Below are 24,514 nucleotides of genomic sequence, written 5' to 3' on the forward strand. Positions count from 1 at the left end.
AAAGGAGTCGATCTTAATGAAAAAAATCATGTCTATAATGACCTTGGCAGTAGCCCTTTTCCTGACTGCTTGTAGCCAGCAAGAAAAAGCGACACAGACTTCGAGCAAACAGACGTCTGCTTCATCACAGACTGTGACGTCAGCGAGTGAAGAACAGAAAGAAGGGGTGTCCATAGATGGCAGTTATCGTGGACAGGACGAGGAAAATACGATCCTCTTGGTGGTGACGGGTCGAAAAGGCACGTTTACGGTGCAAGATGCTGATGGAGAAGAAGAGGCCAAAGAGGTTAGTATTGATCCGGTCAATCAATCCATGCGTATCGGAGATGAGCCTTATCGCTATCGGATCGAAGGAAATCAGTTGTCGCTAGAAGACTTGGAACAAGCAGAGGATGATCAAGGGATTATTGTCCTGACCAAGCAATAAGGGACGAGACAAGAGAGAGTGGGACAGAAATCGGTAATTCGTTAGAATTCGATTTCGTCGTCCTACCTCCGCAAAGTTGAGTAGGGTTGAAAAAGCTGACGAAATCAGCGTAGTAGAGCCCGCTCAACCACTGCGTCTTGCTCGACAATCCAAAAATAATTGAGAGGCTAGGACTTTTGTCCCACTCTCTTTTTGTTTGTCTAGAAGGGGCTTGGTTGGTCGTTGCAACGGGTAAAAAGAATTGGTATACTAGTAGAAAGAAAAAAGGAGGATGCTGTGACCTTTCGAAAATTACGTCTATTAATGTCCAAATATGGATTTAGTATTTTGTTTATGGGCTTTGAACTATGGGCATCCTTTGCGGCCTTCTTCTGGCTCAATAGATGGTTCCCTCATTGGCTATCTGTTGCAGTCATTGGGCTCTTATATGTGTCGACAATCTTAGCTATTGTTAATCGAAATACCCCGCCTGAAAATAAGGTGACCTGGCTCTTGATTGCCGTCATTCCTGTCTTTGGATCGCTTTTATACCTCATGTTTGGAGAGCGACGTTTGTCCAAAAAGGAAATGATCCAGCTGAAAAATATGGAGTCCATGAAGTTTCGAGAGGACAATAGTCATCAGTTGCGTAAGGAGCTCAAGCAAGAAAGCAAGGCGGTTTATGGCTTGGTCAAGTCGATTTTATCCATGGATCACAATGCGGATCTCTACAATGGGACGGCATCAACCTTTTACCCTCTAGGGGAGGAGATGTATGAGCAACTACTAGAGGATCTGAGAGCGGCGAAAAAATTTATCTTCATCGAGTTTTACATCATTGATGAGGGCTTGATGTGGAACAGTATCCTAGAGATTTTAGAGCAGAAAGTGAAAGAGGGGGTCGAAGTCAAACTCCTTTATGACGACATCGGCTGTATGGCAACCTTGGCTGGGAACTATACCAAACGATTGCGAAAGATGGGGATTGATGCCCATAAGTTTAACAAGGTGATCCCCCGTCTAACAGTGGCTTATAACAACCGAGACCACCGTAAGATCTTGGTCATTGATGGCCAGATCGGCTATACGGGTGGTGTCAATTTGGCAGACGAGTACATCAACCACATTGAGCGGTTTGGTCACTGGAAGGACAGTGCCATTCGTTTAGATGGACGAGCTGTTAAGGCCTTAACGCGACTCTTCCTCATGAACTGGTACATCAACCGTGGGGAAATCGAGGATTTTGACCGCTACCATATTGAAAATAAGGCGGTCGAAGGAGAAGGGCTCTACATTCCCTATGGGAGTGGACCAAAACCGATTTACAAGTCGCAGGTTGGAAAGACAGTCTATCAAAATATGATTAACCAGGCGACGGATTACGTCTATATCACGACTCCTTACTTGATCATCGATTATGATTTGACAGAAGATATCCGCAATGCGGCCCTTCGTGGGGTGGATGTTCGCATCGTGACCCCGCATATTCCGGATAAAAAATTGATCCAAATTGTTACGCGTGGGGCTTACTTGGATCTGATGGATGCTGGTGTGAAAATCTATGAGTACACGCCTGGTTTTGTCCACAGTAAGCAAGTTCTTGCCGATGATGAAATGGCGGTTGTAGGGTCGATTAACTTTGATTACCGCAGTCTGGTCCATCACTATGAAAATGCGGTTTGGATGTATCGGACGCCTGCTCTGAAAGAGATTCGGGCGGATTTTGACCACATCTTTGAAGTATCCCAAGAAATCACGGAAGATACCTTCCGCTTTACATGGCACCAAAGCTTAATCAAGGAAATTATGCAATTGTTCGCACCGATGTTGTAATAGGTGTGGGAATACAGAAGAAAGAGTCAGAAGCTGAGAGATCTGACTCTTTTTCCATAGGACTATGTGGCAAGAGGCTGACATGGTCGGCAGAATTTGGTATACTAGAGAAAATAATGGGCTTTTTTCTAAAAGGAAAGAGCAGAGGAATAGCGAAGAAAAGGAAAAAGAATGAGCGAAAAAGAGCAAGAAATGACTTCGAAAAAGTTAGGGCTTCACGTGGGAGATAGCTTTCAGGATACACGTGAAATTCGCGAAGTGCTAGATAAGTCAGTCTTTCGTGAAGAAGAGCCGACTCATAGCCAACAGGCAGAAGTCTTGGAGGAGCCGGTTGCAATGGAGGCATCAGAGGAAATTCGTGATGCCAAGCCAGAAGCAGTAGCAGAACCTACACAAGAATCTGAACAGGAAGCGGAGCAACCGCTCAGTCGGATGAGTCGTCGTTCGCGTAAGGCGGGAGTTGAAGCGGCAAAAGCGGAAGCATCTAAGGTAGAAGAGAATACGGAAGAGCTAGAAGCAGATGTGGCAGTTGAGCCGATCCGTCGTCAATCCAAGCGTCCAGTGCCCCTAGCGATTCCTTTTGTGTTGAGTCTCTTGATTAGTTTGCTGCATGTCGGGGTGCCATTTTTAACCCGTTTTGCCACCAATCAACAATCGCAAAACTTGTATGCTGGCTGGGCAATGACCAAGGGTCAAGTACCGTTTGGTGATTTTTACGGAACCAATGGTCTGCTCTATTATGCAATCAACTGGTTGGGAAGCTTGGCTGGTGGACATTGGATCTTGATGATTCTCCAAGCGATTGCCCTCTTCTTTGCGGGTACCTATCTCTATCGGGTTGTGCGCTTGCTGGTGTCTGATAAAGATACAGCGAAGAATGTCCAGTTACTCTTTTATTTCTTGGTGTTAGGCCTTGGTTTTGGAGGGACTTATGTGACTCTCTTTAGCCTTCCAATCCTATTTGCCAGCATGAATTTCATTTTGGCTTATTTGATTGGACATCGTAAGGATGAAGGCTTTATCCTTTATGGTGCGATTGCAGCTGTGGCTTTCTTGATTGATCCGATGACCAGTGCCCTGTTTTATTTGTTGGCCTTCCTTGGATTAACAGCCTTTAATATCAAGCAAAAGAGATGGGCGCGTGGCTTTTATCAACTGCTGGCAGCTCTCCTTGGTTTTTCACTCGTCTTTTATCCAATTGGCTATATCACCGTTTTGAATCAGACTTTTGGTTATGCCATTAACCAAGTGACCTATGTCTTTAATGCCTTGAATTTTAGCAATGGACAGACCTTCAGTAATGCCATTTATTATGGACTATTGGCGCTGGCCTTTGGTCTGGTCTCTGCCTTTTTGATGTCCTTTACGAAGCAAAATAGCAGTGCTCGCCGGATCTTCCGCTTTATGGGATGGGCAGGTAGCCTGGTAGTCCTCGTCGTGTCGATTGGTCTTCCTGAACAGGGAGCTTACCAATTGTTACCGATGTTGCCATTTGTTCTTCCTTTGTTTGCGATCTGGTTCTCACGAGATGGGGAAGAAAACGATGGGATCGAACGTCGTGGTCGGAAGAAGAAAAACAAGGAAGTTTGGGCCGCTTACTTTACGAGCCAAGTTTTCTTACCGCTAGTAGCCCTCGTCTATCTCTTGGCGAATCCAGTGGTTCAAGATGTCGTGCTTCAGTCTGGTCAATCGAGTGAACGGAGTGCTATTGCCAGCTACATTAAAAATCACACCAAGTCGAAAGATACCATCTATGCTTGGGATACGACAGCTATTCTCTATCAAGAAAGTGATCGTTTGGCAGCTTCTGCCTTATTGACCCCGACTTCTTATCTGGGGATTAATGAAAACCGGACAAATGTAACCCAACAAATCGATCGGTCTGAACCCAAGTATATTGTGGTCAACAATCAGGTAGAATTGACCTCCAAAATGAAGGACTTGCTCAAAGAAAATTATCGTCTCGTTGAGAAGAAATACCGTCATTTCAAACTCTATCAACGCTCTTAAGAAAATCAATATCTTGTGCTTTAGAAAGTTTTTTATAAAATTTTCCACAAGATATTGATTTTTATTTTTGGAGTGGTATAATACAACTTGTATGTAAATAAATGAAGAGAGGCATGTTTGGTATGATCACCTTGAGAGAAGAAAAACTGAGAATGGCCCCGGATATTTTTGTTGAAAAACGAGATGGCCGTCGTGTTCCATTCGATGTTGAAAAAATTTATAAAGCCTTGTTGAAGGCGACAGAAGAAGTGACTTCTCTCACTCCCGTGATGGAAGCCAAACTAGAAGCCATTGTCGATCGTGTGATCGCAGAGATTTTGGAACGTTTTCCAAAAGGCGTGAAGATCTATGAGATTCAAAATGTCGTCGAGCATGAATTGCTTCAAGCTAATGAATATGCGATTGCAGAGAGCTACATTACTTATCGCACCCAGCGGGATTTTGAGCGCTCAAAAGCGACGGATATCAACTTTACGATTGGTAAACTCCTCAATAAGGACCAAGCCGTCGTCAATGAAAACGCCAATAAGGACAGTGATGTCTTTAACACGCAACGGGACTTGACGGCAGGGATCGTTGGTAAGTCTATTGGTCTTAAAATGTTGCCCAAACACGTAGCCAATGCTCACCAAAAAGGGGACATCCACTACCATGATTTGGACTATAGCCCTTATACACCGATGACCAACTGCTGTTTGATCGATTTTGAAGGCATGCTCAGAAATGGCTTTAAGATTGGGAATGCAGAAGTCGAAAGCCCTAAGTCTATCCAAACTGCAACGGCACAAATCTCGCAGATTATTGCCAATGTGGCCTCTAGTCAGTATGGTGGCTGTTCAGCAGACCGGATCGATGAAGTCTTGGCCCCTTATGCAGAAAAGAACTACCAAAAACACTTGGCAGATGCCAAAGAGTGGGTGCTTCCTGAAAAGCAAGAGGACTATGCTTGGAGTAAGACTCAAAAAGACATCTATGATGCCATGCAATCGCTAGAATATGAGATCAATACCCTCTTTACTTCAAACGGACAAACTCCCTTTACTTCGCTTGGCTTTGGTCTTGGAACCAATCGCTTCGAGCGGGAAATCCAAAAGGCGATTTTGGAAATTAGAATCAAGGGACTTGGATCGGAACATCGGACCGCTATCTTTCCAAAGCTGATCTTTACCCTCAAGCGGGGGCTCAACCTAGAACCTGGAACTCCTAACTATGATATCAAACAATTGGCCTTGGAATGTGCAACGAAGCGCATGTACCCAGACGTTTTGTCTTATGACAAGATTGTCGAGTTGACAGGCTCTTTCAAGGTGCCGATGGGATGTCGTTCTTTCCTTCAAGGTTGGAAGGATGAGAATGGCGTAGAAGTCAATTCTGGCCGGATGAATCTTGGGGTTGTGACAGTCAATTTGCCTCGGATTGCCTTGGAATCAGGCGGAGACAAGGAGAAGTTCTGGCAAATCTTTAATGAACGGATGAACATTGCTGAAGATGCCTTGGTTTACCGCGTGGAACGTACCAAAGAAGCGACACCAGCCAATGCGCCGATTCTCTACCAATATGGGGCTTTCGGGAAACGCTTGGGCAAGTATGACCAGGTAGATCAGCTCTTCCGTCATCGCAGAGCGACCGTTTCTCTTGGCTATATCGGACTCTATGAAGTCGCAACCGTCTTTTATGGTCCAAATTGGGAACACAATCCAGAAGCCAAACAATTCACGATCGATATCATCAAGGATATGAAAGCGCGCGTGGAAGAATGGTCTGACCAGTATGATTACCACTTCTCCATCTATTCGACACCGTCAGAAAGCTTGACAGACCGCTTCTGTCGCCTAGATACGGAGAAATTTGGGAAGGTCCCAGATATCACAGACAAGGAATACTACACCAATAGTTTCCACTACGATGTTCGTAAGAACCCAACGCCATTTGAAAAGTTGGATTTTGAAAAAGTTTATCCTGAAGCTGGGGCTTCTGGTGGCTTTATCCACTATTGTGAATACCCTGTGCTCCAACAAAATCCAAAAGCCCTTGAGGCGGTTTGGGATTATGCCTATGACCGGGTCGGTTATCTCGGAACCAATACGCCGATTGACCGTTGTTACAAGTGTGATTTTGAAGGAGATTTCACGCCGACTGAGCGCGGATTTGCTTGTCCAAACTGTGGCAATAGCGATCCGAAAACGGTCGATGTTGTCAAACGGACCTGTGGTTATCTAGGGAACCCTCAAGCTCGCCCCATGGTCAATGGCCGTCACAAGGAAATCGCTGCGCGTGTCAAACACATGAATGGATCCACTATCAAATCATCTGGACACCAAGTGACAGATTAGAAAAGGACATTATGGGAAAATACCAATTAGATGATAAGGGCAAGGCTCAGGTGCAACGATTCCACGAGAAGCATTCAACAGGTGGAGTCAATAAAAAAGACCGAGTAGCAAGCCTAAGAGAGCAATTTTTAAACAAGAACAAGAAAAAGTGAGAGTCCGCTCTCGCTTTTCTCTTATGGGGGGAGGTAAAGATGGAACTACGTAGACCAACTTTAGCAGATAAAGAAACCATTCTAAACATGATGGCAGAGTTCGAAGAGACCCAGTCGGCCCACGACGGCGGCTTTTGGGATGCTGAGAACTTTGATTATGAGGAGTGGCTAGAAACTAACCTTAATAAAGAAATGGGAATAAACTTGCCTGAAAATCGCGTTCCATCAATTCAGTTCGTATTGTTTGATGAATCAGGTCATGCTTTAGGTTTTTTAAATTTACGGTTGAGACTAAATGAGGGATTGCTGAATTATGCTGGTCATATTGGCTATTCCATCCGTCCTTCTGAAAGAGGCAAGGGTTATGCCAAGGAGGTTCTCCGTCAAGGTCTGCAAGTAGCTAAAGAAAAGAACATCCATCGTGCTCTGGTGACTTGTAGCACGGAAAATCCTGCCAGCCGAGCGGTGATTCTAGCTAATGGCGGTCAATTTGAAGATGTTCGAAATGGAACGGAGCGTTATTGGATAGAGGTGGAGTAGAAGGATGACATGGAATACACCTAAACCAGGCGAATGGAAAAGTGAGGAGCTGAGTAAGGGGCGAATCATTGACTATAAGGCCTTTAACTTTGTGGATGGCGAAGGCGTTCGCAACTCCCTCTATGTCAGTGGCTGTATGTTTCACTGTGAAGGCTGCTATAATGCAGCAACTTGGTCTTTCAACGCTGGCATTCCCTATACCAAAGAGTTAGAAGAACAGATCATGGCCGATTTGGCCCAACCCTATGTTCAGGGCTTGACCCTGCTTGGGGGCGAACCTTTTCTCAACACTGGTATCCTGCTGCCCTTGGTCAAGCGCGTGAAAAGAGAATTGCCTGACAAAGATATCTGGTCTTGGACCGGCTACACCTGGGAAGAAATGATGTTAGAAACGCCTGATAAACTGGAGCTCTTGTCGCTGATTGATATCCTGGTCGATGGACGGTATGATAAAAGCAAACGCAACCTCATGCTGCAGTTCCGTGGTTCTTCCAACCAGCGGATTATTGATGTTCAAAAATCCCTTAAAGAAGGAAAGGTCGTCATCTGGGACAAGCTCAATGATGGCAAGGAAAGTTTTGAGCAGGTCAAACGAGATGATCTTTTGTAGATCTTCACAAACCGGATTTTTCACTCGGTTCAGATTGAAGACAAAGTCATCTTAGAAACTTCCCTTAGGTGAGTACGGACGTCAGCGAACTTCGAAGAAGTTCCATGACTTAGTTTTGAACCTAAAGTTTCAAAACTCCCGAGCGCTAGAAACAATAGTGTATCTAGCGCTTTTATCACGGCGGAAAGTTTCAGTAGATGATTGAATAAGACTAAAAAGTATCTCATTTTAATTTGTTAGGCATTCATTAACTTGTTTGATGTAAAAAACAGCTTGTCTACATTCTCAAACCGGGTGTTTCACCCGGTTTTTTTGGATTCTCTGCATAAGTATACAAGGGATTTTGCTTATTTTAGAAAGCGCTTACTTTCCGAATGTCCATAATGGACAAAAAAGTGATAATTAATGCATTTTTTGCTAAAAATATGTTACAATAAATATGATTAGGACTAATTGGAGGTATTTATGTCACAAAGGAGACGGAGTCGTCGTTCAGAGCATAAGTGGGGGCAATTGCGAATCGTTAATTCCGTATTGCTTATTTTTTTGCTTATGACCGCGAGTTGGGCGACCTATACCATGTTGGCCAATAACATCTTGGCTTTTCGCTATGTTAATGTTCTCGTGATGGTACTACTAGCTGTTCTCTTGCTCTTGTCAGCTTGGTTTGTGATCAAAAATCAGGTCAAAAAGACAACTTTGGTTCTGCTTCTTGTCGGCTTATTGGCGAGTTCAGGAGTTTTGTTCGCTAGTCAACAGCTGCTAAATCTGACGAGTAATGTCAATGGCCACTCTAACTATACAGAGTTTGAGATGGCTGTCTATGTCAAGAAAGACAGTGACATCAAAGACATCAAAGAAATCAAGGAAGTGGTGGCACCAAAGGGCAACAATAATGAAGCCAATCTCACGGCCCTCTTGGACAATATCAAAAAGACCAAGGGTCAGGAAATTTCTGTAGTGGATGCACCGACTTATCTAGATGCTTATAAGAGCCTGCAAGAGGGTAATGCTACTGCCATGGTATTGAACAGTACCTTTGAGGATACCATTGCCGCAGAAGATGCGGACTATGCGAAGAAGTTGAAGAAAATCTATTCCTACAAGATCCGAAAAGAAGTGGCAGCGACGAGCAAGGTGTCTGCCAATGCGGATGTCTTTAACATCTATGTCAGCGGGATCGATACCTATGGTCCGGTAACCTCGGTTTCTCGTTCAGATGTCAATATCATCATGACGGTCAATCGGAAGACCAAGCAAGTCCTATTGACAACGACACCACGGGATGCCTATGTACCGATTGCAGATGGTGGTAACAACCAAAATGATAAGTTGACCCACGCGGGGATCTACGGAGTGGATGCTTCGATCCATACTCTTGAGAATCTCTATGATATCAAGCTCAACTATTATGTTCGTCTCAATTTCACCTCCTTCCTCAAGTTGATTGACCTTCTAGGGGGAATCGATGTGGAAAATGACCAAGAATTCACGAGTCTGCATGGCAAGTTCCATTTCCCAGTTGGGAAGGTTCATTTGAATTCAGAGCAAGCACTCGGTTTTGTCCGAGAACGCTACTCTCTCCAAGGTGGCGACAATGATCGTGGGAAAAACCAAGAAAAAGTCATTGCGGCCATTATCAAAAAGTTGACCTCTACCAAGGTCTTAAGCAACTACAATGAGATTATCGGAAACCTCCAAGATTCTGTCCAAACCAATATGCAGTTGCCGACTATGATGAACTTGATCAATACCCAGTTAGAAACAGGTGGTTCTTATGAGGTGACTTCTCAAGCGATTACTGGTCAAGGACGAAATGACTTGCCGTCTTATGCTATGCCTGGTTACAACCTCTATGTCATGGAGTTGGATCAAGCTAGCTTAACCAAGGCCAAGGAAACCATTCAAAAAGTAATGGAAGGAAAAGAAAAATGATTGATATCCACTCGCACATCGTCTTTGATGTGGATGATGGACCAAAGACAAGAGAAGATACTCGCGCCTTATTGGAAGAAAGCTATCGCCAAGGGGTGCGGACCATTATCTCCACTTCTCATCGTCGCAAGGGGATGTTTGAAACTCCCGAAGAAAAGATTTCTGAAAATTTTCAAGAAGTGAAAAAAATTGCGGCAGAGGTCGCGCCAGATTTAACGATTCATTACGGGGCAGAGATCTACTTTACCAATGATGTCTTGAAAAAACTGGAAGAAAAGATCATTCCACGTTTGGCAGATACGCGCTTTGCGCTGATTGAATTCAGCATGGGAACACCTTACAAGGAGATTCATACGGCCTTGGACCGTTTGCTCCATCTAGGTGTGACACCGGTGGTGGCCCATATCGAGCGCTACAAGTGCTTGGAGAAAAATGAGGAGCGCGTGCAAGAGATGATTGACATGGGCTGCTACATGCAGATCAATAGTTCCAGTGTTCTCAAGCCTCGCCTCTTTGGGGATGAGCAAAAACAACTGAAAAAACGAGCTCGGTACTTCTTAGAAAAAGACTTGGTACACTTTGTGGCCAGTGATATGCACAATGTGGATAAACGACCGCCTTATATGGCAGAAGCCTATCGCTTGATCAAGGAAGAATACGGAGAACAACGAGCACAAGCTCTCTTTGTCAGCAATCAAGAACTCTTGTTAGCGGATGAATTAATCTAACCAGGAAACAGGTGGAGAGATCCACACGAAGGAGTAATTAGGAAATGAACAATCAAGAAAATCAAGCAGTGGAAATTGATGTTTTCGCTATGCTGAAGACCCTATGGAAACGCAAGTTTTCGATCGTTTTGGTCGCTCTTGTCTTTGCCATTGCAGCATTTGGCTACAGTGCCTTTTTAGCCAAGAAAGAATACCAAAGTACTAGCCGGATCTATGTGGTCAGTCGTCAAAACCAAGACAACAATGCCTTGACAAACTCTGATTTGCAGGCTGGTTCTTACTTGGTTAAGGACTACCGTGAGATCATTCTTTCTCAAAATGTCTTGAGCCAAGCTATCGAAGAATTGAAACTCGATATGACACCTGGTGAGTTGTCGAAAAAGATCAGTGTGTCTGTTCCGACAGATACTCGTATCCTTTCGATCACGGCTAAGGACGGAGATCCAAAAGAAGCAGCTCGTATTGCCAATGGCCTTCGGAATGTAGCAGCTGAAAAGATCATTGCTGTGACCAAGGTGTCAGATGTTACGACCTTGGATGAAGCAGAAGTGCCTCAATCACCTTCTTCACCAAATATCCGACGCAATGTCCTTCTTGGCTTTATTGCTGGAGCTGGTTTGATGGTGGTTCTCATGGTCGTAGTAGAAGTCTTGGACGATCGTGTCAAGAGACCAGAAGATATCGAAGAGTTGATGGGCTTAACCTTGCTTGGTATTGTGCCAGATATTAAGAAACTGTAGACTGGGGATCGCATGAATACGTTAGAAATTTCAAAAAACAAATTACAAGAAATTCGGAAGGCAGAAGAGTACTTCAATGCCCTTGCGACGAATATCCAATTGAGTGGGGTAGACTTAAAAGTCATCGCTATCTCATCTGTTCAAGAAAATGAAGGGAAATCAACCACTTCAACCAACCTGGCCGTTGCCTTTGCGCGTGCGGGTTACAAGACCCTTTTGGTAGACTGTGATATCCGGAACTCTGTCATGACAGGGATTTTCCGTAGCCGTACTAAGATCCAAGGCTTGACCGACTTCTTATCTGGCCGTAGCCAATTGGACCAAATCTTGTATGCGACTGATTTTCCAAACTTGGATATCATCGAGTCTGGGCAGGTCGCGCCAAACCCAACAGGTCTCTTACAAAGCAAGAACTTCACTGTGATGATGGATGCACTTCGTGAGCATTTTGACTACATCATTGTCGATACGCCTCCAATCGGGGTCGTGATCGATGCGGCCATTATCGCCCAACGTTGTGATGGAACTGTCTTGATCACAGAATCTGGTGCCAATGGACGCAAGGCTGTCCAAAAAGCCAAGGACCAATTAGAACAAACAGGCACACCTTTCTTAGGAGTAGTGCTCAATAAATTTAACATTAAAGCTGCTGAGTATGGTTCATATGGTGGATATGGATCTTATGGAGAGTACGGGAAAAAGTAAAGAATAGGATTGAGGGAAAATGGGAGAAGAAAGAATCGAACTGGAAAAACTAAATATTGTTCTCTTTCAAAGTTTGGCTGTCCTATTTTCAGCTTACATTGTGAGTCTTTTCAAGGATGCAGAATACACATCGCAGACAATTGCGATTCTCTATCTCTTGCATTTTGTATCCTTCTACATCAGCAATATTGCCTATCGTTTTTATAGCAGAGGCTATCTAGATGAGCTCTTTCAGGTCTTGAAATACAACGTATTTTTCGCTGTTGGGATCACCTTTACCTCTTTTATGCTCGATGGGGTCTTTTCCATCTCTCGTCGGGGGATGATTTACTTCTTTCTTTTCAATACGTTTTCCGTCTATATCATGGATCTCTTGCTCAAGAGATACCGGAAGTCTGTTTCGCCACGACGGAAAAGTTCGCGAAAGATTTTCCTGATCACAGCGACCAGTCGGATGGAAAAGGTATTTGATATTCTGCATTCGCCTAGCCTCTATCATGGGGAATTGATCGGTGTCACTGTCATGGATGATACGGATTTTACCCATTCGGGTGTACGGGTGGTGCAGCCGGATCAAATGATGAACTTTGTGACCAAGGAAGTGGTGGATGAAGTGTTTATCAATCTGCCAAGTGAGGACTACAATATTAGTGATTTCGTCTCGGAGTTTGAGAGTATGGGGATCGATGTATCGGTCAATCTCAATGCCTTTAACTTCGCTTCCTTGGGCAATAAACGGGTTCGAGAAGTCGGGGGACTAAGTGTCGTCACTTTCTCAACCAATTTCTACAAACCGAGCCACGTATTTGCCAAACGTCTCTTGGATATTGCGGGAGCCCTCTTTGGACTCTTGATTTGTGGACTAGTGAGTATCGTTTTGGTCCCTCTAATCCGCAAAGATGGCGGACCTGCCTTCTTTGTACAGAAGCGGGTCGGAAAGAACGGACGGTATTTTAACTTCTATAAATTCCGCTCCATGCGCGTGGACGCCGAAGAGATTAAAAAAGATCTGATGGCGCAAAACACCATGACGGGTGGGATGTTTAAGATGGAAAACGATCCACGGGTAACACCAATCGGACGCTTTATCCGTAAGACCAGTCTTGATGAATTGCCACAATTTTACAATGTGTTGATCGGTGATATGAGTCTAGTCGGAACTCGTCCTCCAACGGTAGACGAATACCAAGACTATACGCCAGCCCAAAAACGCCGACTCAGTTTCAAGCCAGGGATTACAGGCCTTTGGCAAGTGAGCGGACGCAGTGAGATTACAGATTTTGACGAAGTGGTCAAACTCGACGTTGCATACATGGATGGTTGGACGATCTGGAGAGATATTCAGATCCTGCTCAAGACCGTGAAGGTTGTACTTAGAAAAGAAGGAGCGAAGTAGGAAACTGCCTACTTCGTCCTTTCCATGTTAGGAGAAAAATGACACAATCAATTTATATCGTTGGTTCCAAAGGTATTCCAGCAAAATATGGTGGTTTTGAGACCTTTGTTGAGAAGTTGACAGAATTCCAACAAGATAAAAATATCCAGTATTATGTAGCTTGTATGCGGGAGAATTCAGCAAAATCAGGAATTACTGCAGATGCTTTCGAACATAATGGCGCGATCTGTTACAACATTGATGTCCCTAATATCGGTCCTGCGCGTGCTATTGCTTATGATATTGCAGCCCTCAACAAGGCCGTTGAAATCGCAAAAGAAAACAAAGACCAGGCTCCGATCTTCTATGTCTTGGCTTGCCGGATTGGTCCTTTTATCTCAAAAATTAAAAAGAAAATCAAGGCTATCGGAGGGACTCTGATGGTCAATCCGGATGGTCATGAGTGGCTTCGCGCGAAGTGGAGTCTTCCAGTCCGCAAATACTGGAAGTTTTCTGAACAACTCATGGTCAAACGCGCCGACCTGTTGATTTGTGATAGCAAGAACATCGAAGCCTATATCCAGAAGGATTATGCCAAGTATCAGCCTCAGACGACCTATATTGCTTATGGAACGGATACAAGTAAATCCATCCTGAGTAAAGAAGACGAGAAAGTACGGACTTGGTTTGCGGATAAGCAAGTATCTGAAGGAAATTACTACCTTGTCGTGGGACGTTTTGTACCGGAGAATAACTATGAGGCCATGATTCGTGGCTTTATGAAGTCAAATTCACAAAAAGATTTTGTCCTGATTACCAATGTAGAACAAAATAAGTTCTATGAACAGTTGCGTAAAGATACTGGATTTGATCAAGATCCTCGAGTGAAGTTTGTCGGGACGGTCTATGATCAAGAATTGCTCAAATACATCCGTGAGAATGCCTTTGCTTACTTCCATGGTCATGAGGTGGGGGGGACTAATCCATCTCTTCTTGAGGCTCTTGAGTCTACTAAGCTCAATCTCTTGTTGGATGTTGGCTTTAACCGTGAAGTCGGTGAAGATGGGGCGCTCTATTGGAAGAAAGACCAATTGGCAAGTGTCATCGATCAAGCTGAGCAATTGGATGAACAAGCTATCGAAGATCTCAATCAAAAATCAAGTCAACGGATTGCAGAAGCCTTTACTTGGGAAAAAATTGTTACAGACTACGAGAAAGTATTTAAAGGATAGAAATGCAGAAAATTTTATATCTTCACGCTGGTGCCGAAATGTATGGTGCTGACAAGGTTTTATTGGAGCTTATTAAAGGTTTGGATAAAGATGCCTTTGAGGCTCATGTCATCTTGCCTAACGATGGTGTCTTAGTGAGTGCATTGGAAAAGGTTGGAGCTAAGGTAAAAGTTATCGATTATCCAATTTTGCGCCGTAAATATTTTAATCCTAAGGGAATTCTTGAGTATTTTGGTTCTTATAATCGTTATTCAAAGCAAATTGCTAAATATGCTAAGGATAATGGCATTACTCTCATTCACAACAATACGACCGCGGTACTTGAGGGGATTTATCTCAAACGTAAGTTGAAATTACCTTTGATTTGGCATGTGCATGAAATTATCGTCAAACCAAAAGCAATTTCTGATTTCATCAACTTTTTGATGGGGCGTTATGCGGATACCATTGTGACCGTTTCAAATGCTGTAGCCAACCACGTAAAGCAGTCTCGCTTTGTAAAAAATGACCAAGTTCAAGTCATCTATAATGGTGTTGACAATGCCGTCTATCAGGTGATGGATGCTAGTGTGGTCCGTGATCAGTTTGGTATTGCACAGGATGCTTTGATTATTGGAATGGTTGGGCGAGTAAATGCATGGAAAGGTCAAGGCGACTTTTTAGAAGTTGTGACTCCAATCTTAAAGACTAATCCAAAAGCAGTAGCCTTTCTAGCAGGAAGTGCTTTTGAAGGTGAAGAATGGCGCGTGGATGAGTTGGAAAAAGCTATTTCAGACTTACCAGTAGCAGGACAAATCAAGCGAATTGACTATTATAGCAAGACGACAGAGCTCTATAATATGTTCGATATCTTTGTCTTGCCAAGTACCAATCCAGATCCCCTACCTACTGTAGTTCTGGAATCAATGGCCTGTGGCAAACCTGTAGTAGGTTACCGTCATGGTGGTGTCTGTGAAATGGTTAAAGAAGGTGAAAATGGCCTTCTTGCTACACCAAATCAGCCCGCAGAATTGTCTAAAGCCATCCAAGAATTGGCTGATAATACCGAGAAGAGAGAGCAATTTGGTAAGGCCTCTGTCGAACGCCAAAAAGAACTCTTTTCATTACAAAGTTATATTCGGAATTTTTCGGAGTTGTATAAGAAATACTAAGATGAATATTGAAACAATTAAGAATAAATTAAAACCAATCATTTATCCAATTATCAATTTTATCCCTAGACGTAGACTCAAGAATAAAAATTTCACGATCATTTGTGATAATTGTTGGGCTGGGAAAGTTTATCAGGAGTTGGGACTACCTTATCAAACACCGTTTGTTGGAATGTTTGTCTTTTCACCTGATTACATCAAAATGCTCAAGAATCTAAAACATTATTTGAGTGGAGATATCCCCTTGAAATTCGTTAAGGAATCGAAATATATCAAAGATTTCGATAATGCCTATCCTCTTGCACTTCTTGACGATATTGAACTTCATTTTTTGCATTATGCAGATGAAGAAGAAGCGACTCAAAAATGGCAACGTCGTTTAGAAAGAATTCATTGGGACAATCTGTATTTTAAGTTCAATGATAATGATGCTTGCACTTATGAGTTGATGAAAGAGTTTGAAGAGCTTCCATACAAAGGTAAGGTTATCTTCTCTTCGAAGAATTATAGCGATTTGCCTTCCTTAGTTCATTTCAAATCAGCTGAAAAGCAAGGACACGTTGGCATCGATTTGAAAACGTACCACCGTTATTTTAATGCCGTTACTTGGTTGAATAAAGGTGGAGAGGACTTAGCATAAAAATTAGGTAAACAATCTATGGAACCACTTTTAACTGTTGTTATTCCAGTTTATAATGTCGAAAAATATTTAAAACGTTGTATTGAGAGTATACTCGTTCAAGAGTGGAAGAACTACGACATCTTACTTGTTGATGACGGAAGTATTGATCGTTCTCCTCAAATCTGTGATGACTATGTGAGAGCGTATGACTTTATCTCAGTCATTCATAAGGAGAATGGTGGGCTTTCTGATGCTCGTAATACGGGGATTTCTAATGCTAAGGGAGAATATGTTTATTTTCCGGATTCAGATGATTGGATTGAACCAAATACCTTTATAGCCCTAGCAGAAGCGCTAGAATCCAGAAAATTTGATATTATTTCTTTTAACCGTGAGTTTGTGAAGGGTAAAGAAGATGCTATAGTTTCAGAACCAGAAGTGATTCAAGTGTTTGAAGGTAAAGATGCTTTCCTTCAAATGCTGAAGTATACTTATATTACTGGTTTCGCTAATGACAAAGTCTATCGGAAATCCTTATTTACTGATCATAACATCCAGTTTCCAATTGGCAAATACTATGAGGATCTTGGCACTAATTACAAACTGTTTCTTTCAGCTAAGAAAGTGTATGCAACCAATCAAAAGTACTATCATTACTTGATCGATAACCCAGATTCTATTACACAGTCTTGGAATGAGAAAAAGTTTAGAGATATGTTTGGGTTCTATAAAGAAATGTTTTATTCAGATTTTGTACGTTCGCAATTAAATCAAGACGAGTTGCGCATCTCACAACTGTATTATGTAAATGGTTTGATTCATCTATTAGCAAGTTTGTATAAATCTAAATTAGATAAAGAATATATAGACATTACTAATGAAGTGAAACAGGAATTACTTAAAAATAGTGTTTCTATTTCTCAAATGAAAGACCAACCAAATAAGTTAAAATATGTGCTGTTTAGATTTAAAGTGTTAAAGCTAGCCTTCAGTATACAAAACGTTTTTTGATGTTATTTTGGAAAACATTCTGAATTCATCAGCCAAAGGTTTAGCAATTGAAGTTTGGACTATTTTATAAAGAAAAATTACATAATATTTTCGGTCCTTTTTCTTTTTTCTTATATCTGAATGATGTATTTTTAACTAAAAGTTTTATATAGTTAGACCGGCTAAACAATTATTTTATGGGTGATTTAACATGGAAGAAAAAATTGATTTTGTTGTACTTTGGGTTGATGGAAATGATCCTGACTTCATTAGAGAAAAAAATAAATATACGTCTAATAGTTTGCAGGTTGGTAATGATGGAGATAATCTGCACCGTTATAGAGATTATGGAACATTCAATTATTGGTTCCGGATGGTGGAGAAGCATGCGCCGTGGGTAAATAATATTTATCTTATAACTAATGGTCAAAAACCGGAATGGTTAGATTTAAATCATCCTAAACTAAAATGGGTTCGGCATAGTGATTTTATGCCTGAGGAATATTTACCAACATTTAATTCGGCTGCAATTGAGTTGAATTTACACCGCATTGAAGGTTTATCAGAGAACTTTGTTTTTTTTAACGATGACATGTATTTGATTCAAGATGTTAAGCCTGATGATTTTTTTGTCAACGGACAACCAAGGCTATTGGCTGTTTATGAAGCCTTGGTTCCGTGGTCATCTTTTTCAAAAGTTTATTTTAATAATGTAGAAGTTTTATATAGACATTTTTCAAATAAAAAAGCCTTGAAACAGTCGCCGTTTAAGTTTTTCAATTTTAAATATGGTCAATTGGTTTTAAAAAATATCTTGTTATTTCCATGGGGGATAACTGGATACTATAATCAGCATACACCAGTTCCAATAAAAAAGAGTACACTAATTCATTTATGGAATGTTGAAGAAGACATTTTTGTTCAAACATCTAAACATAAATTTAGAGACTATAATACGGATATAAATCATTATCTATTATGTTACTGGCAAATTGAAAGTAATGATTTTCAACCTTCTAGTAAGAATTTTGGAAAATCAATTTCAATTACTGCTGTTGATCAGCTTCCTAAATTATTATCGAAAAAAAAGACAAAATTACTTTGTGTTAATGATGATATGGCGATGACAGAAAATGACTTGGAGAAATTTTCTAAGATATTGTCTAATCGTTATCCTGACAAGTCTCAATTTGAATTGTGATTCAACGTATTAGTTACTGGAGTAGATAGATGAAAACTAAAATTTTACAAATGGGGGCAGACAATTTCGGAGCAGGAGGTAGGTCTGTAATAGCCTACAACTTGACTCGTCCCTTAACAGACGACTTTCAAGTTGACTTTTTGGCAATTGGAAAATTGAAGAACCCTAGTTTTCATCGAATAATTGAAGAAAACGGAGGACAGGTTCAACATGTTAAGGAAGCATCAAGTAAAATAAAAAGGATAAGAAATATCTACTCTATTTTAAAAAAAGAAAAGTACGATATTGTTCATATTAACGCAGATGATGCTATCGAGGGGTTATTTAATATTATTCTGTCAAAACTTGTAGGTGCAAAAATAGTACTTCATGCTCACACTACTTCATCTAGTCGTGGTAAGGGTTTTGTTGGCAGATTAAAAATGTTAACGGCAAGAAAAATAATTAAGTTTCTTGTTGATTATAAGTTGGCCTGTTCACTTGAAGCAGCGAATTATTTGTATGGCGATACTGATTTGTCTGATGTGGCGATTCTGAAAAATGGTATTGTAATCAATGACTTTTTATATAATGAAGAGTTAAGGCAAAAGGTACGAGAGAATCTAAATATTCCAGTGGAGGCTATTGTTTTAGGTACTGTCGGGAGAATGTCATATGAAAAAAATCCTGAATTTATAGTTGACCTAATACATACTTTTGTTCTAAAGGTACCTAATTTTTATTTTATATGGATTGGTGATGGTGAAGAACGAGCTAATATAGAAACGCTGCTAGACGAAGAAATAAAATTAGGAAGGGTTTTATTACTTGGAAAACAAGAACAACCAGCACAATATTTACAAGCAATGGATGTTTTTTTGTTACCTTCTTTCTATGAAGGATTTGGAATCGTGAATATTGAAGCACAAGCATCTGGTCTACCTTGTGTGGTAAGTTCTGCTGTTCCAGAATCAGCATCGGTTAATTCAAACTTTTATAGATTATCATTATCTGATGGTGTTGAAAAGTGGTCAGATTTTATCACCTCTATGAGTTATGAACGCCTTCCATATGGTTCTAGAGAAAAAATAAAAGAAGCTGGATTTGATATAGAGGATAGCGCTAAAAAATTACGAATAATCTATCAGGAATTAGCGAAGTAAAACAAAAGGAGATTCTATGTACTCATTAATTATTACTGATTACAAATCAATGAGTGATACAGTAGATTATATAAAAAAGTTTATTGATATATATGTTGGAAATGATGTACATTACATTATCGTAGATAATAGTGCGGAAGAATTGGGGAAACAATTCTTACAAGATTCTAAAGTTGAATTTACTTCCTCTACTTTTAATGGGAAAAAAGTTTATTCTTTTGAAATATCACAAAGGAAAATTTATATAATTGATTCTAATGAAAACGGTGGATACTCTAAAGGCAATAATTTAGGTGCAAAATTTGCAATTCAGAACTTTAATACACCCTATCTAGTTTTTTCAAACAATGATTTAGAGTTTCCTAATGGTATACAGCTGAATGAGTGTAAAACTATCGTTGAAACGAGCGATCATCCAATAGGTATAGTTGGTCCTAAGATTCTCACTCCTCAAGGAGATATTCAAAGTCCTCGTAAGCGGATGAATTTTGTAGAAGAGATGATCCTTCAGGATTATAATAGGCAGTGGTTTAATAGTAAGATACATAAATGGATTGATATTGACTATACTGCTCCTGAGGGTGAGACTGGATGGGTTAGTGGTAGCTTTATGTTTGTTTCTAGAAATGCTTTTGAAGCAGTATCAGGATTTGATGAAAATATTTTTCTTTATTGTGAAGAAATGATTTTAAGTGAAAGAATGAGGAATAAGGGATATATGACTTATTTCTATCCTGAATGGACAATTTATCATTATCATAGAGGAGCGCATAATCCTGAGTCAGAGAGAATTGGCCGTGTATCAAAAAAATACTATTACAGAGAATATAGAGGAGCATCTAAACTTTCTTTGAAAATATCTGATATGTCCTACTTCTTATGTAAAAAGATATATCGATTGAAAAAAATATTGGATGGTACGTATTTCAAGGAGAAAAAACATTGAAATTTAATAAATATCTTTTTCTATTTTTACTATTTTTCTTGATTGAATTCAGAGGTTTTTATTTAGTAAGTTGGCCGAATTTACTGGGAGGGGCTGCCAGTAATAAATTAGGAGTTGCATTCTATTCTTTAATATTATTTTTGGCATACTTTATCTATAATAAAGGGAAACTTAAACTAGGTATTTTTGGAAATTATATCCTAATCTTTTTTCTAATTCTGTTCTTTAATTCACTTGTATCAATGTATTTATTTGACTACTCGATTACGCAAGTATTGTGGGATGTTCTTCCTTATTCAATTTTACTCCTTTATTTTCCTCTCTGCGAGATATTTAAGACAGAAAGTAACTATAAGCTTTTTGTTAAAATCGGTCAGATAACTATTTCAATAGTATCGATATTATTTGTTATGCAAGTGTACAGATATCATGGCTTGCAAACATTGTTTTTGAAAATTGAAGAGATTATTCCTATAAGTTATCTTTATAATTTAACAGTACCTTTACGTATTTATAGTGTTTTTGAGGGACTTGTTCGGGTATTTGTTATTTTAGTGGCATGGAAAATTATTGCAAATCATTTTAAAAAATCATTTTTTGATATAGTTAGTTTATTATTGATGTTAGTTGCTATTTTTTATGTCGATCAGTCGAGATACTATTTGGTGACTGTGCTAATAGTTATTCTTTCAATGTATTTCATATACAATAAGCGTAGACTAACTCTATCCTCATTATTATGGACTCTTATTTTAGGGACGGCGGGTTTATTCATTATTTCAAATAGATTTGGTTCAATATCTGATAGTATTTCGGATAACACCGGCTCCTCTTTTGCTCGAACAGGTGCAATAGAATATTATTTTAATAAAATTTTTACTTATCCATTTGGTTTAGGATTGCATACTCCGGAAAAGGGCACTTCTTTATATTATTTTATAAAAGGGCCTGATGGTTACTTTAATTATGATGATATCGGGATATTTGGAACATTAGGTTCTTTAGGGGTACCAGGGTTTGTGTGGTATATCCTTTTGACTATAAAATTAATTATGACGTGGATAAAGAAACTTAGTTCCAACATATTAATAACAGGCCTATTGATTAGTTTTCTGATGAGCCTTCCAATCATGTCATATATTGACAGACCCCGGATTATTGCGTTGACATTGACGCTAGTAATTATCAATAATGAATCTGCAAAATTAAACAGAGATGGAGAGTTAATAGATGACTAAAAAAATGGGAGTGAATGCGGCTTTAAATTTATTTAAAACAGCACTTTCAATTATATTCCCTTTAATCACTTATCCCTATATCAGTAGAATATTAGGTGTGGAGAACTTAGGAAAAATTAATTATACAGCTTCTATTGTAGGTTACTTTTCTTTAGTTGCTGCTCTTGGGATCTCTACTTATGCTATTAGGGAAGGGGGGCGTATTAGATCTGATTCTAAGAAATTAAGTCATTTAGGTAATCAAATTTTCACTATAAATATTTTATCGACGATAGTATCCTATCTGTTGTTAGTATTAGTTGTATGTTTATTTATTCCGAATAGAGAATATCAAATTCTGATTTTTATTCAAAGTTTGACAATTGTTTTTACAACACTCGGAGTGGACTGGATAAACGTTCTTTTTGAGGATTTCCTTTATATTACGATTAGAAGTATCATTATACAAATCTTATCGTTGATATTGATGTTTGTTCTTGTTAAAACAGCTAGCGATTTATATCTATATACATTTATCTCAGTAATTGGTTCAGGGATATCTTGTATTTTAAATTTAATCTATTGTAGAAAGTATTTAAAACTCTCTCTTGTTTGGAGACTTGATCTAGTAAAGCATTTTAAGCCAATTATCGTCTTGTTTTCTGGTGGTCTAGTAATTAGTATCTATGCTAATTCTGATATGCTAATATTAGAGTGGTTCAAAGGAGCATATTACGTTGGATTGTATGCTGTTGCAGCCAGAGTATACACAATATTAAAAAATTTATTAGCTTCAATCTATTCTGTCACAATACCTAGGTTGTCACATTTGTTTGGAGAACAGAAAATTGACGAATTTAAAAAAAGTTATACTCAAATACTTTCAGTGGTAACTCTAATCTTAATTCCAATGAGTGCAGGTCTTATTGTCCTATCTAGGGAAATTATTTTATTTTTAGGTGGAATAAAATTTATCGATGCCACTTTAACATTACAGTTACTAGCAATTAGTTTAATTGGAGCCATATTTGGTGGGATATTAACGTATGGGCTTAATATACCTATCGGACGTGAAACTGTAAACTTAACAGGAGCTCTATATGGAATTGTTGTAAATATCGGAATTAGTCTTCTTTTAATTCCAGTATTTTATCAGAATGGTGCTGCAGTGGCAACGATTGCATCAGAATTTTTTATTGTTTTATATAACTTTCTGGTTGTAAGAGAAAGCGGGAAGTACATTAATTTTGCACTCTGGAGACAGAACTTAGTTCAAGCTTTACTAGGTTTCTTTTCAATAATAGTCATTGGTTTTGGGTTTAAGTTATTCGTAACTAATTCACTTCTTTTAATTTTTAGCATTACTTTAGTAAGCTTAATCATCTATTTATTAGAGCTCAAACTTTTAAAAAATCCATTGTTAGATCATATTTTAGATATAGCTAAATATAAATTTAGGAGGGGTTAGTTTGAAGATTGTAATTCCAAGAATTATTCATAACAAAGAACAATTGACCTGGGATTGGTCTGGTACAATAACTAATATTAAAAAGTATTTAGCAAAATACGAAATTGTTGAGGAACAGAATATTTTCTATACTTTTAGAATGAATGTGCACAAATTGCTTGTTCGTTTAGGTATTAGAAAATCTGATATGAACATGACGTATATTAAATATGCTGAAAATCAAGTTCATCTCTCTCCAAAGGATGTTTGTCTTACATTTGATGAGTTCCCTTTATCTTTTCCTGATAATCCAGTGTATATCTATCAAGACTTGAATCTTCATTATTTGATAGAGAGTTCTCAAAGCAATAGTCAATCATTCAAATATAGTGGTTTTCAAAACGTCTCGGCAGATATTCTAGATAGTCGAATGAGAAAACAGGAAACATTTTATAATCAAGCCACTGGAATATTTACTATGAGTAAATGGTTTTCAGATTACCTAATAGCTCAACAAGGGCTTCCAGTTGAAAAAGTTCATTACGTGGGAGCGGGAACAAATATGGACAACCTATTACTTGAGCACTCACATAAGGGACGAAATAAATTTTTATTTATTGGCAAAGATTTTTTGCGTAAAGGTGGAGATCTTGTTTATAATGCTTTTGTTTATTTGCAAAATAATCTCATGCCAGAGGCAGAGTTGTACATTATAGGTCCCTCAGATGCTCCGATGGAATTTAACAATCCGAATGTTTATTTTTTAGGGAATCTACCAGCTGATAAGGTGCAATATTATTATAATCTTTGTGATGTATTTGTTTTACCTTCTCGATTTGAAGCATTTGGAATTGTATTTGTTGAAGCTCTTTGCTATGGTTTACCATGTATTGGACGTAATTTAATGGAAATGCCAAATCTAATTCAAAATAATGAAACAGGATTATTAATACCTGCTGAAGAGGAAAACCCACAGGTTTTAGCTGATAAAATGTATAATCTAATAAAAGATGAAAGCTTCTTTAGAAATGTTCAGATGAAACAAGATTATTATAAAGCAGAATATTCGTGGGACACAGTTGCAAAAAGAATGATTTCAGTGATGAAACAGGATTTAGATCAGGTGTAATTCTTTTTCTAATTAAATTTTTGACAACTGCCGATCATAGTAAATAATTTATTTGGGATATGAAAAACAG

At 39.4% G+C, this 24,514-nt stretch carries 22 protein-coding genes; all 22 read left to right on the plus strand.

Features of this window, described 5'->3' with window-relative positions:
* Window positions 1–16: 16 nt before the first annotated feature.
* The 22 genes from WKT08_RS07515 (at window position 17) to WKT08_RS07620 (ending at window position 24,444) form a co-directional block, all read left to right on the plus strand.
* Complete coding sequence (locus WKT08_RS07515) at window positions 17–427, plus strand: SP_0198 family lipoprotein (protein ID WP_049515005.1); 411 nt, start codon at window positions 17–19, stop codon at window positions 425–427.
* A 276-nt stretch (window positions 428–703) separates the two neighbouring features.
* A complete protein-coding gene (gene cls, locus WKT08_RS07520) occupies window positions 704–2,239 on the plus strand; it encodes a cardiolipin synthase (RefSeq protein ID WP_340281167.1) in 1,536 nt (511 codons plus the stop codon).
* Window positions 2,240–2,410: 171 nt separating this feature from the next.
* Complete coding sequence (locus WKT08_RS07525; protein WP_340281169.1) at window positions 2,411–4,249, plus strand: MFS transporter; 1,839 nt, start codon at window positions 2,411–2,413, stop codon at window positions 4,247–4,249.
* A gap of 122 nt (window positions 4,250–4,371) precedes the next feature.
* Window positions 4,372–6,582, plus strand: a complete 2,211-nt coding sequence (gene nrdD, locus WKT08_RS07530; RefSeq protein ID WP_340281256.1) for an anaerobic ribonucleoside-triphosphate reductase — start codon at window positions 4,372–4,374, stop codon at window positions 6,580–6,582.
* A gap of 11 nt (window positions 6,583–6,593) precedes the next feature.
* Window positions 6,594–6,734 carry a hypothetical protein gene (locus WKT08_RS07535; RefSeq protein WP_141754472.1) on the plus strand — a complete coding sequence of 47 codons (141 nt, stop codon included), beginning with the start codon at window positions 6,594–6,596 and terminating at the stop codon, window positions 6,732–6,734.
* A 39-nt stretch (window positions 6,735–6,773) separates the two neighbouring features.
* Window positions 6,774–7,274 carry a GNAT family N-acetyltransferase gene (locus tag WKT08_RS07540; protein ID WP_340281172.1) on the plus strand — a complete coding sequence of 167 codons (501 nt, stop codon included), beginning with the start codon at window positions 6,774–6,776 and terminating at the stop codon, window positions 7,272–7,274.
* A gap of 4 nt (window positions 7,275–7,278) precedes the next feature.
* Window positions 7,279–7,884: an anaerobic ribonucleoside-triphosphate reductase activating protein gene (gene nrdG / locus WKT08_RS07545; RefSeq protein ID WP_340281174.1), complete on the plus strand. Its 606-nt coding sequence runs from the start codon at window positions 7,279–7,281 to the stop codon at window positions 7,882–7,884.
* A 465-nt stretch (window positions 7,885–8,349) separates the two neighbouring features.
* A complete protein-coding gene (gene cpsA, locus WKT08_RS07550) occupies window positions 8,350–9,819 on the plus strand; it encodes an LCP family glycopolymer transferase CpsA (protein ID WP_340281176.1) in 1,470 nt (489 codons plus the stop codon).
* The gene (gene cps4B, locus WKT08_RS07555) at window positions 9,816–10,547 is read left to right on the plus strand and encodes a capsular polysaccharide biosynthesis protein Cps4B (protein WP_031574381.1); all 732 of its coding nucleotides are present in this window, start codon (window positions 9,816–9,818) and stop codon (window positions 10,545–10,547) included. Before cpsA ends, cps4B begins: the two co-directional genes overlap by 4 nt.
* Before the next feature lie 44 nt (window positions 10,548–10,591).
* Window positions 10,592–11,287, plus strand: a complete 696-nt coding sequence (locus WKT08_RS07560) for a Wzz/FepE/Etk N-terminal domain-containing protein (protein WP_195529615.1) — start codon at window positions 10,592–10,594, stop codon at window positions 11,285–11,287.
* Window positions 11,288–11,299: 12 nt separating this feature from the next.
* The gene (locus WKT08_RS07565) at window positions 11,300–11,992 is read left to right on the plus strand and encodes a tyrosine-protein kinase (RefSeq protein ID WP_150906708.1); all 693 of its coding nucleotides are present in this window, start codon (window positions 11,300–11,302) and stop codon (window positions 11,990–11,992) included.
* A 19-nt stretch (window positions 11,993–12,011) separates the two neighbouring features.
* Window positions 12,012–13,388 carry a sugar transferase gene (locus tag WKT08_RS07570; RefSeq protein ID WP_302692333.1) on the plus strand — a complete coding sequence of 459 codons (1,377 nt, stop codon included), beginning with the start codon at window positions 12,012–12,014 and terminating at the stop codon, window positions 13,386–13,388.
* Between the two features lie 38 nt (window positions 13,389–13,426).
* On the plus strand, window positions 13,427–14,599 hold the full coding sequence (gene cps2T, locus WKT08_RS07575) for a beta 1-4 rhamnosyltransferase Cps2T (protein WP_340281182.1): 1,173 nt from the start codon (window positions 13,427–13,429) through the stop codon (window positions 14,597–14,599).
* Between the two features lie 2 nt (window positions 14,600–14,601).
* Entirely contained in the window at window positions 14,602–15,750 is a 1,149-nt protein-coding gene (locus tag WKT08_RS07580) for a glycosyltransferase family 4 protein (RefSeq protein WP_340281183.1), read from the plus strand.
* A gap of 1 nt (window position 15,751) precedes the next feature.
* Window positions 15,752–16,390 carry a DUF1919 domain-containing protein gene (locus WKT08_RS07585; RefSeq protein WP_340281184.1) on the plus strand — a complete coding sequence of 213 codons (639 nt, stop codon included), beginning with the start codon at window positions 15,752–15,754 and terminating at the stop codon, window positions 16,388–16,390.
* 18 nt (window positions 16,391–16,408) lie between these two features.
* The gene (locus WKT08_RS07590) at window positions 16,409–17,383 is read left to right on the plus strand and encodes a glycosyltransferase (RefSeq protein WP_340281185.1); all 975 of its coding nucleotides are present in this window, start codon (window positions 16,409–16,411) and stop codon (window positions 17,381–17,383) included.
* 190 nt (window positions 17,384–17,573) lie between these two features.
* On the plus strand, window positions 17,574–18,563 hold the full coding sequence (locus WKT08_RS07595; RefSeq protein ID WP_340281186.1) for a stealth family protein: 990 nt from the start codon (window positions 17,574–17,576) through the stop codon (window positions 18,561–18,563).
* Between the two features lie 29 nt (window positions 18,564–18,592).
* Window positions 18,593–19,705, plus strand: coding sequence for a glycosyltransferase (locus WKT08_RS07600; protein ID WP_340281187.1), 1,113 nt, complete (start codon window positions 18,593–18,595; stop codon window positions 19,703–19,705).
* A gap of 16 nt (window positions 19,706–19,721) precedes the next feature.
* Entirely contained in the window at window positions 19,722–20,651 is a 930-nt protein-coding gene (locus WKT08_RS07605; RefSeq protein ID WP_340281188.1) for a glycosyltransferase family 2 protein, read from the plus strand.
* Window positions 20,648–21,889, plus strand: coding sequence for a hypothetical protein (locus WKT08_RS07610; RefSeq protein ID WP_340281189.1), 1,242 nt, complete (start codon window positions 20,648–20,650; stop codon window positions 21,887–21,889). Before WKT08_RS07605 ends, WKT08_RS07610 begins: the two co-directional genes overlap by 4 nt.
* The gene (locus tag WKT08_RS07615; RefSeq protein ID WP_340281191.1) at window positions 21,882–23,336 is read left to right on the plus strand and encodes a flippase; all 1,455 of its coding nucleotides are present in this window, start codon (window positions 21,882–21,884) and stop codon (window positions 23,334–23,336) included. Before WKT08_RS07610 ends, WKT08_RS07615 begins: the two co-directional genes overlap by 8 nt.
* Before the next feature lies 1 nt (window position 23,337).
* On the plus strand, window positions 23,338–24,444 hold the full coding sequence (locus WKT08_RS07620) for a glycosyltransferase family 4 protein (RefSeq protein ID WP_340281193.1): 1,107 nt from the start codon (window positions 23,338–23,340) through the stop codon (window positions 24,442–24,444).
* Window positions 24,445–24,514 lie beyond the last annotated feature (70 nt).

It is taken from the genome of Streptococcus sp. HCA-5024, from assembly GCF_037890265.1.
GTDB classification, from domain to species: Bacteria; Bacillota; Bacilli; order Lactobacillales; family Streptococcaceae; genus Streptococcus; species Streptococcus lingualis.

Bases quoted from the DNA above. Each gene is read 5' to 3' on its own strand.
- WKT08_RS07515 (WP_049515005.1), top strand. From the start codon at position 17: ATGAAAAAAATCATGTCTATAATGACCTTGGCAGTAGCCCTTTTCCTG.
- WKT08_RS07525 (WP_340281169.1), top strand. From the start codon at position 2,411: ATGAGCGAAAAAGAGCAAGAAATGACTTCGAAAAAGTTAGGGCTTCAC.
- nrdD (WP_340281256.1), top strand. From the start codon at position 4,372: ATGATCACCTTGAGAGAAGAAAAACTGAGAATGGCCCCGGATATTTTT.
- WKT08_RS07535 (WP_141754472.1), top strand. From the start codon at position 6,594: ATGGGAAAATACCAATTAGATGATAAGGGCAAGGCTCAGGTGCAACGA.
- WKT08_RS07540 (WP_340281172.1), top strand. From the start codon at position 6,774: ATGGAACTACGTAGACCAACTTTAGCAGATAAAGAAACCATTCTAAAC.
- nrdG (WP_340281174.1), top strand. From the start codon at position 7,279: ATGACATGGAATACACCTAAACCAGGCGAATGGAAAAGTGAGGAGCTG.
- cpsA (WP_340281176.1), top strand. From the start codon at position 8,350: ATGTCACAAAGGAGACGGAGTCGTCGTTCAGAGCATAAGTGGGGGCAA.
- cps4B (WP_031574381.1), top strand. From the start codon at position 9,816: ATGATTGATATCCACTCGCACATCGTCTTTGATGTGGATGATGGACCA.
- WKT08_RS07560 (WP_195529615.1), top strand. From the start codon at position 10,592: ATGAACAATCAAGAAAATCAAGCAGTGGAAATTGATGTTTTCGCTATG.
- WKT08_RS07565 (WP_150906708.1), top strand. From the start codon at position 11,300: ATGAATACGTTAGAAATTTCAAAAAACAAATTACAAGAAATTCGGAAG.
- WKT08_RS07570 (WP_302692333.1), top strand. From the start codon at position 12,012: ATGGGAGAAGAAAGAATCGAACTGGAAAAACTAAATATTGTTCTCTTT.
- cps2T (WP_340281182.1), top strand. From the start codon at position 13,427: ATGACACAATCAATTTATATCGTTGGTTCCAAAGGTATTCCAGCAAAA.
- WKT08_RS07580 (WP_340281183.1), top strand. From the start codon at position 14,602: ATGCAGAAAATTTTATATCTTCACGCTGGTGCCGAAATGTATGGTGCT.
- WKT08_RS07585 (WP_340281184.1), top strand. From the start codon at position 15,752: ATGAATATTGAAACAATTAAGAATAAATTAAAACCAATCATTTATCCA.
- WKT08_RS07590 (WP_340281185.1), top strand. From the start codon at position 16,409: ATGGAACCACTTTTAACTGTTGTTATTCCAGTTTATAATGTCGAAAAA.
- WKT08_RS07595 (WP_340281186.1), top strand. From the start codon at position 17,574: ATGGAAGAAAAAATTGATTTTGTTGTACTTTGGGTTGATGGAAATGAT.
- WKT08_RS07600 (WP_340281187.1), top strand. From the start codon at position 18,593: ATGAAAACTAAAATTTTACAAATGGGGGCAGACAATTTCGGAGCAGGA.
- WKT08_RS07605 (WP_340281188.1), top strand. From the start codon at position 19,722: ATGTACTCATTAATTATTACTGATTACAAATCAATGAGTGATACAGTA.
- WKT08_RS07615 (WP_340281191.1), top strand. From the start codon at position 21,882: ATGACTAAAAAAATGGGAGTGAATGCGGCTTTAAATTTATTTAAAACA.